At 64.3% G+C, this 10,088-nt stretch carries 9 protein-coding genes; all 9 read right to left on the reverse strand.

What is annotated here, in order from left to right:
* Positions 1 to 326 (reverse strand): hypothetical protein (locus ASE43_RS07295; protein ID WP_200956240.1); only part of this gene is annotated, 326 nt, incomplete at its 3' end.
* Positions 327 to 414: 88 nt separating this feature from the next.
* Positions 415 to 1,470 carry an Ldh family oxidoreductase gene (locus tag ASE43_RS07300; protein WP_057160016.1) on the reverse strand — a complete coding sequence of 352 codons (1,056 nt, stop codon included), beginning with the start codon at positions 1,468 to 1,470 and terminating at the stop codon, positions 415 to 417.
* A complete protein-coding gene (locus tag ASE43_RS07305; protein WP_057160017.1) occupies positions 1,457 to 2,740 on the reverse strand; it encodes a PLP-dependent aminotransferase family protein in 1,284 nt (427 codons plus the stop codon). Before ASE43_RS07305 ends, ASE43_RS07300 begins: the two co-directional genes overlap by 14 nt.
* Positions 2,741 to 2,773: 33 nt before the next feature.
* Positions 2,774 to 3,256 (reverse strand): VOC family protein, encoded by a 483-nt coding sequence (locus ASE43_RS07310; protein WP_056183356.1) that lies wholly within the window; start codon positions 3,254 to 3,256, stop codon positions 2,774 to 2,776.
* A 38-nt stretch (positions 3,257 to 3,294) separates the two neighbouring features.
* Positions 3,295 to 5,055: a cyclic peptide export ABC transporter gene (locus tag ASE43_RS07315; RefSeq protein ID WP_056183358.1), complete on the reverse strand. Its 1,761-nt coding sequence runs from the start codon at positions 5,053 to 5,055 to the stop codon at positions 3,295 to 3,297.
* Positions 5,052 to 7,454, reverse strand: a complete 2,403-nt coding sequence (locus ASE43_RS07320; protein WP_162258763.1) for a penicillin acylase family protein — start codon at positions 7,452 to 7,454, stop codon at positions 5,052 to 5,054. The genes ASE43_RS07315 and ASE43_RS07320 overlap by 4 nt, the downstream gene beginning before the upstream one ends.
* Before the next feature lie 69 nt (positions 7,455 to 7,523).
* Positions 7,524 to 9,236 (reverse strand): MBL fold metallo-hydrolase, encoded by a 1,713-nt coding sequence (locus ASE43_RS07325; protein ID WP_200956241.1) that lies wholly within the window; start codon positions 9,234 to 9,236, stop codon positions 7,524 to 7,526.
* Complete coding sequence (locus ASE43_RS07330; protein ID WP_082607161.1) at positions 9,133 to 9,915, reverse strand: thioesterase domain-containing protein; 783 nt, start codon at positions 9,913 to 9,915, stop codon at positions 9,133 to 9,135. Before ASE43_RS07330 ends, ASE43_RS07325 begins: the two co-directional genes overlap by 104 nt.
* Positions 9,908 to 10,088 (reverse strand): hypothetical protein (locus tag ASE43_RS22120; RefSeq protein WP_162258764.1); only part of this gene is annotated, 181 nt, incomplete at its 5' end. The genes ASE43_RS22120 and ASE43_RS07330, both read right to left, overlap by 8 nt.

A 10,088-nucleotide genomic window follows, 5' to 3' on the forward strand; every position in this document is an offset into this window, starting at 1 on the left:
GGCGTTGCGCTCGCGCTGCACGGCGGTGGCGAAGGCGGCCACGCGCCGGCTTCCACGGCGATGCGTTCCACCTGGCCCTCGACCTTCGCGCCCAGGAACTGCATGTGCTTGGACGTAAGTTCGCCCACACCGCGCACCTGCACGACGAACTCGCCCTGCTTCACCTTGGCCAGCACCACCCGGTCGCGCGACGCCAGCTGGTCGGCACGCCCCAGCACGCTCATCGCCGCTACCACCAACACTGCCGCACCCGCCGACACCAGCAGCCACCGCCGGTGGCGACGCCACCAGGGGGCTACCGGAATGTCTTGTCTCCTGATATCCACGCGATCCCTTTCCTGTTTGGCGCAGTCGCGGTCATGGCTGCTGTCAGGAACTTGGATGCGTGTACCGGCCCAAATGGATTCAACCTTGTCAGGTCATCGCGACGTCCGGGTGGTCGGCCGCGACCCTCTCCACGGCTAGGTAGCCGGAAAGCACCGCCACGTCTTCCTCGGCCAGCGGGATTCCCGTCCGTCGGCGATCGGCCTCCACCTCGCGTTCCGGGTCGCCGGGCACGCGTACCGGGGCTGCCCCGGCCGGCTGGCTTTGCCGGAACTGCGCCAGCAGCTCGGACAGCCGCGCCCTGAAAACCGCCGGATCCACGAACGCGGCAACCTCGATCGCCACCATGAAATGACTGATCTGGCGCGGCGTGTCGTAGGGTTCCCGGTAAAGATTGGAGAGTTCGGCATCGAACGGCATGTTGGACAACAGCGCGCACAAGATCTGGATCATCATGCCCAGGCCCTGCCCCTTGATGCCGCCCAAGGGCTGCAACGCGCCCAGATCGCCGCCGTGCGAAAGGTCCTGGCCCTCCCGGTTGGTGGCCAGTCCCGGCTCCACCGGCAGGCCGTGGCGAAGCGCAAGCAGCACGCGCGAATAGGCGGTCTGGCTGGTCGCCATGTCCAGATAGAAGCCGTCGTCGTCCAGGCCCGGCGCGGCCATCGCCAGCGGATTGGTACCGTTGAGCGGAACGACCCCGCCGAAAGGCACCACCAGGGCATCGGAGTTGCTGAAGACCAATCCGATCTGCCCGGCGGCGGCGGCCATGCGCGCGAAGTAGTCGGCACGGCCGAAGTGGTTGGAGCGACTCACCGCCAGCGCGGCGATGCCGGCCTTCCGCGCGCGGCCGATGACCTCTCGCATCGCCGCCGCCCCCGCCACCACGCCGAGGGCGTCGTCGGCGTCGAACAGCGCCGCCGCCGGATAATCGCCGTGAATGCGGAACGACGGCTGCTTCTTGGCGCGGCCGCCTTCGATTTCCTTGAGATAGAAATCGAGCAGCCGCACGCCATGTGTATCGATGCCCCGCAATGAGGCATCCACCAGCGCATCCGCGACGTCCGCCGCATGCGCCGCCGAAAGTCCGCGATCGCGCATCAGCGCGACCATCGCCGCATGCACGACCTCCGCGTCATACCGCCGCATCGCATACCTCCTGGCATTGGCGGACGAATTGGCCGAGCCGCGCCACGCCTTCGCCGATCAGCGACGGCTCGACATTGCTGAAGGCCAGCCGGATGCTGTCCTGACACGTTCCCGAAAGCGAGAAGAACGATAGCGGCATCGGAATGACGTGCTGCTCGCGCGCGCACCGCAGCACCTCTGCCTGCCCGAACGAAAACGGCAGCTTCATCGTGAGGAAGAAGCCGCCCTCAGGACGATTCCAGTGCACGGCATCGCGCTGATCGGCGAACTCCTTTTCCAGCGCGGCCAGCAACAGGTCGCGATTCCGGCGGTAGTGCTCCAGCTGCGGGGCGATCAGCTCGCGCAGCGTTCCCTGCTGCGCCAACAGCATGCCGCCGATCAGCGCCTGATTCAGCTGACTGGTGTTCACGGTCAGGAAACTCTTGCGTTCGCCGAGGTTCGCCACCAGCGTGCGGGCCGCCTCCGCACTGCCGAACAGCGTGTCCGGCACCAAAGCGCCTCCAACCCGTACGGCCGGGCACAGCGTCTTGGAATAGGTGAACAGGTAGATCACGCAACCCGCGCGATCGAGCGCATACAAAGTCGGCAGGCGCTCGCCTTCGTAGCGGAACATCCCATACGGGTTGTCCTCCAGCACCGCGATGCGCTGCCCGGCGCACACGCCTAGCAGTGCCTCCCGCGCTTCCAGCGACAACACGGTCCCGGTGGGATTGTCGAATTCGGGAATCAGATACAACGCCCGCGCCCGCTTCCCCTGGTGACGCAGTTTTTCCGCGACCTCCTCCAGTTCGGCCGCCAGTTGGCTGTCATCCTTCGAATGCAGCGGCACGATCTCGATACCGTGAAGATCCGCCACGCCGGTCATGCCGATATAGGTGGGATCGCGCGCGATCACCACATCGTTCTTGTCCTGACACAACGACAACATGCACAGCGCCAGCGCCTCCTGGCAGCCTGCGCTGACCACGATATGCTCGCTCCGGCCGTGCACGCCTTCGTCCAGTGCGAGCTGCTCGGCGATGAGTTCGTTGACGATGCCGTTGGTCCGGCCGTACTGCGCCAAGAGCCGGCCGGCATCGGCGTACGACAAGTCCCGCCGCGAGGCGAATTCGCGCTGGTACTGCGGAATCGAATCCAGCCACCGCTCCAGGTCGAAGAAGGCCTCCGCCGGACGCCCCGACGCCAGGGAAATGGCGTCGGGGAAGTCGCCCGCGACTTCGTTGAGGAAATTCATCACCGCCAACCGCGATGTGTTCGTCTGCGTACTCACGTCGCCCCTCCCGTATTGCCGGCGTGCAGCCACTCAATAAGCATCGGCGCGCTCCAGTTCCTCGAACAGACGGTTGATATTGGCCTCCTTGAAACCGGTCTCGCCGGTACGCTCGATCAGCTCGAACATCATCCCCGACACCTTGTCGCGCTTGCTGAAGGTTTGGCGCAGGCCGGGCGCATCCAGCACGCTGGTGCAGAACTCCAGTCCATTCTCCGCCAGGGCGCGCTGGGTGTTCTCGATGTCCTCGACTTCGAACGCGACGTGCTGCACGCCCGGCCCATACTCGTTGACGTAACGGCTCACCTGCGATTCCGGGGAGGTGCCCTCGATCAGCACGATCTGGAAATTTCCCGCCGACATGACGGCAGAGCGCATGCCGGTGTACTTTCCGACGGTCTCGCGCCGCTCGACCAGCGGCAACTTCAAGGTGTCCCGATAAAGGAGGATTGCCTCTTCCAGATCATGGACAGCGATCGCAAGGTGGTCGATGCGCAAAAAGGGACCCGATTCCATACACTTTCTCCTTCCATAGTAGTTGCTGCCCGATGATTTCAGGCAGGCGTGGCTTCGACCACTTTGGTGCTGGCTACATGAGGAACTTCATCCCCGTTGCGCTTCTCGACGATCTTTCCATCCTCCATGATCAATAGCTGGTCGGCGACGTGGAAATAGCGGTCGTCGTGGCTGACCACGACAACGGCCTTCCCCTGGGCCTTCAGGTCGCGCAGGATCTCCGTGTAGAACACCCTCTTAAAAACCGGATCCTGGTCCGCCGCCCACTCGTCGAGCAGGTAAAGTTCCTTGTCGTCGACGAACGACACCACCAGCGCCAGGCGCTTGCGCTGGCCGTCCGACAGGTCGGTGGTGGAGAACAACCCATCCTTGATCTGCACCTTGTGGTCGATCGCCAGCTCGCACAGGTAGCGGTTGGCCGCCTCGAGCTTCGCGTCGTCGATCGGCGAAAGCAGTCGGTCGAACAGGTAGAAATCGGAGAATACGGTGGCGATGTTCTGGCGATAATCGTCGATGCACTCCGCGTCCACCGCCTGCTCGTCGAACAGGATGCGACCGCTCGCCGGCGGGTAGTGCAGCGACAGCATCTTGCACAGCGTCGACTTACCGGAACCATTGCCACCGACGATGAAGGTGACCTCGCCCTTGCGGATCGAAAAGTCCAGCGGCCCGACCGTGAATCCGTCGTGCGCCTTGTCGGTGCGATGCTGGTAGCCGACACCCGCGAAGGAGACGACGCTCCAGTCGCGCTGGCGCAGCGGACGCTCCGCTTCGATCTGCTCCGGCAGCTTGCCCAGGATCTCCTCGATTTTCCGCAGCGACACCGCAGCCATCGACATGCTTGGCAAGGTATTGAGGATGACGGCGATCGGCCCGGTGATGTACAGCAGCACCATCACCACCGCCACCAGGTCGCTACCGGAGATTTCGTGATAATTGACGAACACGAACGCGATGGCACCGATAGCGAAGAAGAACAGCAGGTCGCCATAGCTGTTGGCCGCCAGCATGATGGTCATTGCCTTCTTCTCGGAGCGGAGCAATTCCCGTTCGCAAGGCTGCAGGATCTGCTCGAAATAGCCGCTTCGCTTATGCCGGTCTAGCTGGAGTTCCTTGATGCCGAGGATCAGGCCGCGCACGCCCTTTTCCAGTGTGTCGTACAACTGCCGAGCACGATGGAAATGGCGATTGGCGAACAACAGCGGAATGTGGAACGTCACCACGCCGAAGATCACCGCTCCCAACACGAACAGGAACACCGGCGTGTTGATGTACCAGAGGAAGCCGAATATGCCGACCAGCATCACGCCATTGATGAGCAACTGCGGCACCACCGCGGCGCCGCCAATGATGCGCCGCACGTCATCGGTGACCGCCACGGTGAGCTTGGCCTGACCCAGCGTTTCGAGTTGCGGATAGCTGGACTGCACGATGCGCCGACACAGCCGCTGGCGCAGGTTCGATGACAAGTCCATCGACACGCGCGCCACCAGGATCGAGGCCGTAGCCCGGGTAATCAGGATGAGCAGGCAAAACAGGGCGAAGAATGCCGCCAGCCGGCCGTTGCTCACCTCGAAGCCCAGAAACATCTGCACCTGGGCGTCGGCAGAAGTGAGTCCGCCCTCGGGTCCGCTCAGCGCGGTCAGGATCAGCGGAATCGCCAGTGCGTAGAGGCAGCCGGAAAGCCCGCCGGCCAGCACCGCCAGGAACACGCGGGTCGGAGCGAAGCGCCCGAACTCGGACATCAGACTCAGGCGGCGGCGCGGCCGTTCGTCGGGTTTGCGTCGGCGCAGCTTCATTTCTTATCTCCAGCGGTGAGCGTGTAGTACTCGCCGCGCGTGAACGGCTGCACCATGTCGGCGTAATGAGCGCTCATCCAGTTGCCCGATTGCCCGGTCGAGTTCATGTATTGGTGTTGCACGCCCTGTCGACTCAGCGCGATGAGCTGGCGTGAGCTGGCGCCGTAATTACCGACGTAACCATTGGTGCCGTCCACCGAGTAGGCGGAGACCTTGATGCTGTCCGGTCCGCCGCCACTGTCGACGCGACGCTCGAACAGACCGGACAGGCCCCGGATATTGCTGAATGGCTGATGCGCATACTGGACATGGTGGATGTCGCCCCAGCGCCAGTCCGCCTCGTCCTTGCCGCTGCGCCGCTGCAACTCGGCCAGCGCCTGGCCGAGACTTGCACGCAGCACGCCGCGACAGGACCGGTCGCCGCTTTCCGGTACCCGCGGGTCGCACCAGAGCGCCTGCGGGTCGGTCAACGCCCGTTGGATCTGGTCGACCGTGGCCGTGTCCAGGACAGCGCGCACGTATTGAATCTCGTCGTGGCGGATCCAATCGTCGCCGAGCACGCCACCGAATAACCCCGCCGAGAGGTGTCTCATCCATACATTGAACAGGGCCGCCTGGGCACTCGAGGCGCTCATGTCGCCGGACCAGCCCTTGAGCAGCGCCAATGCCTTGCGCTCTTCCTCGTTGGCGGGCTTGATCGCGGTCAATACCGGCACGAGCCGGCGGGCCGACAGGCTGCGCTCGTCCGTCTGGATCGCCTGCATGTCCTCAAGCTTCAACCGACGACCGGAGGCAATCGCCTGCTCGAGCATCTCCCGGATACGCTGGCCGCGCGCCGGCGGTGCCCAGTCATTGGAAATGAAATACGGATAGTCGTCGTCGACCGGGCGGTCGTTGGCGGAGGCGATGTAGCCCTCCGGCGGGTTGTAACGGGATGGCATGGCGTCGAACGGAATCTGCCCCTGCCACGCAAAATCCGGGTTCCAGCCGGGCACCGGCAGTGAGCCGTCGCCCTTGCGCCGGATCGGGATCGCGCCGATGCCCAGGTAACCGATGTTCCCGTCACGGTCGGCGTACAGCATATTCAGGGCGGGCGCCACGTAATGCCGGTAGGTCGCCTTGAACGTCTCCCAGTCCTTCGCGTAGCTCACGGCGTACATGCTTTCGTAGCTGCGGTCGCCCGGCTGCAACGCGGTCCAACGCAAGGCTAGCGGCTGGCCGACGGCCTTGCCGCGCATGCCGCTGACGATCGGTCCATCGCGCGTGCTGCGCACATCGATCCGGACCGGCTTCAGCGCCTGGTGCAGGAAGGACGGAAACGCCGGCGCGACGCTGATGTCTTCCGTGCGGCTTTCCACCGGCACCCATGCACCATCGGCCAGGTAGAGATCAGGATCCTTCGGGTCGAAACGCTGCACCGCGAGATCCTGCACGTCGGCCATCATCGCTGTGCCGCCCCATGCGATCTGGCCGTTCTGGCCGAAAATCACCGGCGGCAATCCGACCAGGCTCATGCCCTGCGCACGCAGCGTCGCACCATGCTGGACCACGGGATACCAGGGCGACGGCATCTGAAGGCCCAGGTGCGGGTCGTTAGCAAGCAGGGCGCCGCCATTCGCGGTATGACGGCCGGCCACGACCCAGGCATTGCTGCCCACCTCGCGACCACCGATCTTCCAGTCCAGATGCAGGTTCTTGGAGAGCGTGCCGAGCGATACCAGGGAAGCGGGCGACGGCTGCGCACCTTCGTCCGCCGTCGGATCGATCTCGCCGTGGAAGAAGGACTGCATCTGCAGTGGACGCAGATAACGCCCTGCCACGGCCTTGCCGATTTCCTGATCGAGATTGCCGCTCAGGCTCAGCGAGAAGACCTTGCCCCAGGACAGCGAGTCGATTTCGCTCCACGGCTCGGGGCGCACGCGGAACAGGCTGAACTCGATCGGCAGCGGGTGTCCTTCGCGCAGCCAGGCATTCACGCCGTTCGCGTATGCGGACAGCGAACGCTGCGCCGGTTTGCTCAAGGCAGCGTGCGCGCTCTGCGCGGAGCGGCGCAGCCCGAGCGTGCGCACCCAGCTATCCTGCATGAGCAGGTCCTTGCCGAAGATTTCGCTCAGCCGCCCCGCGGCCAGCCGCCGCTCCAGTTCCATCTGCCACAGACGGTCCTGAGCCTGCACGTAGCCCATCGCGAAGTAGATGTCCTCGTCGCGATCCGCGTACAGATGCGGCACGCCGTACTCGTCGCGCACGATGCGTACCGATCCGCCGCCCGGCGCCTGCACCGTCTGCATTTGCGGCGGCAGCCCCTGGCGGCCATGCACGTAGAGCCATGCCAGCAACAGCGCAAGCGGTAGGAACACGAACAATGCGAAACGCTTGAGTATCGGAAAACCACTTCTCATTGTCATTACTCGAAAGAAACATCAAACAGCGCCACTCGCACCGGCACGGCGCCGGCGCGAACAGCGGACTCAAAGCTCAAGCGCGTACTTTCCGCACAGGCGCTCGACCGGAAGACCGAGCGTCCGGCCGTGCTCCACCATGCGTGTCGACTGGACGATCTGCTCGGAGTGCTCGTTGTATTCCAGACCCATGAAATAGCCGTACCAGGGTTCCATGCCGAGCGCGTAGATGAGCATCTGCTTCGGCCGGAATGCCTCGACCATGCGTGCCGCCTCCTGGAAGCCGGAGCCGTTGAGGCGACGGGATTCCTTGACGTTCTTCGGCACCAACTCCGTGTTCAGCGCGCCGTAGAGCCAGGTGTAGGGCGCACCGACGCATTCCATGCCGATCGCCAGCACGTCCAGATCGCCGGTGAAGTCATGCAGCATCTGGTACATGCGCGGCTCCAGGTTGGAGGAGTCGGCGCCCGCATAGATCTTCCTGCCCTGCAACTCGAAGAACCAAGCCGTTTTGCTGCGTATGTTCAAGTCGCCGTGTTCGCCGAGGAACGGAATGCTCACGATGCGGCCATCGGGCAGCGCGAACTCTTCCAGGTCGTCCACCTCCGTCGCCTGGAATCCGAGCTGCGTCAACAGCAGGCGCAGCGAAGGATCGGCCAGGGTGCCGCCGTTGTTCTTCGGCACCAGCACCTTGTCGACCTTGTGCCTGAGCTGCAGCAAGGTCTCCAGGTTCACGTGATCGGCATGGTTGTGCGTGAGGCACAGATAGTCGATGCGCTCGGGCAGGTCCGCGTAGGAATAGGTCTTGTCGGCATTGTCGTCGGTGCAGGTGGCGATGACGGGATCGACCATCAGCGCGCAGGCACCGCTCTCGACGAGAAAGCCGGCGTGTCCCATGTAACGTAGCCGCACGCCGTCATTCGGTGCCCGGTGGACCGGCGGCGCCGTATCGGTGAACAGCGAAAGGTGGTCCAGTCCACCCTCGCCCGGCGCGTCGTCGAACAGCGCATCGATCTCTTCGCGCGAGAGCGGCCTGGTGCGTGCGCTGAACAGCCGATCCCACCATGGCGAGCGGAACGGCAGGCGGATGTGCAAATGCCGCTCATCGGCCAGGCGCGGCGTGCTGAGCACGAACGGCCGCTTCTGGCCTGGCGCCAGGATGCCCAGCGATACCGACTGCATCGACTCGTCGTAATAGCGGCTGCGATACAGCAGGGGCTCGATCAGCCGATACCCGGGCTGATGATAGAGGTCCATGTGCAGTTCGACGTAGCCCTTGAGCAGTTCCGGCACCTTCGCGTACAGCGGCTCGATCGACTCGCCGCTGCGATGGGCGCGGACCAGCACGTCCAGTTCGCGGATCGCCTCGGCGAGTTCGGCGTACAGACCGTATTCGTTGTCGAAGCTCTGCAGCAGGGCTTGCACCTGCCCCAGCTGCTCGCGGCTGCAGTCAACGAATTCGCCACCACCGGCCAGCTCGGGATCCTGGTTCGCCAGGATGTGCAGCTCCGTGTTCTTCACGAAGGAATGCATCAGGCGGCGGTGCGTCTTGCTCATGTACATCGCGTACGTCAGCGGCGCGATCAGGTTCGGCCACGCGTACCAGTGGTTCACCAGCGGCTCGACATAGACGTCCGGCCGCAAGTACCAGCGTTTCTCGCTATCCATATCCTCTTCCTTAATTTGCGAGCACGACCGGTCGCGCTCGTAGCGTGCCCGACAGCTCTCGAGCGATCGCTGCGAGCAGACGCTTCCGCTCGTCGTGAATAAAGAAATGCCCACCCGGCAAGCATTCGAAATCGACCGGCAACTCGATGCGCTGCGTCCAAGCCGCGAGTTCCGGCTCCGGAATGGAGTCCTCGGCGCCGTAGAAGAGGCGCGTGGCCACGCCGCGCAACGAAGGCCACGCGCATGCGTGGTTCTCGGCGAGCGCGAAGTCGGCGCGTAACCCCGGCAGCAACAGATCCAGCAAGGGTTCGCACTCCAGCACTTCCGGCGGCGTCGCCTTGAAGTCGCGCAGCATGGCCTTGAATGCTGCGTCGTCCAGGGTCGAGTAACTCAGCTTCTGGCGCGCCCATGGCGCCCCGCATGCCGACAACAACAACCGCTTCGGCATCGGCGCACCGGCTGCCTGCAATCGACAGCACAGTTCAAACGCGATCAGCGCGCCGTTGCTGTGCCCGAAGAAACTGTACGGCACTGACGTGTTCAACACCGGCGCCAGTTCGGCCAGCAGTGTCTTGCAGACGCGATCGAGGTCGACACAGGGTGGCTCGAGCACCCGACCGCCTTTGCCGGGCGACTCGATCGCCAGCACTTCGATCCCCGGCAAGGACTCCGCCCAGCCGTGGAATACGCGCGCGTTACCTCCGGCATACGGCAGGCAGATCAGGCGTGCGCGCACCGGCGCATCGCCCACCTGCCTGACCCACCACGGCGAGGTATGCGAAAACTCACTCATACCGCATGCCTTCGGCCGGTTCGCCGCGCAGGATCCTGCGGGTAGACAGGTAGGTGGCCATGCCCACCAGCAGGGTGATCGTGATCGCCACGCCCAGCCCGATCGCCACCGGCACCACGGTCCCCAGCCCGGCCAGACGCGAGAGCAGGAACAGCCCCGCCCCGCCGATCAGC

The organism is Lysobacter sp. Root983, assembly GCF_001429345.1.
Taxonomy (GTDB): Bacteria; Pseudomonadota; Gammaproteobacteria; order Xanthomonadales; family Xanthomonadaceae; genus Lysobacter.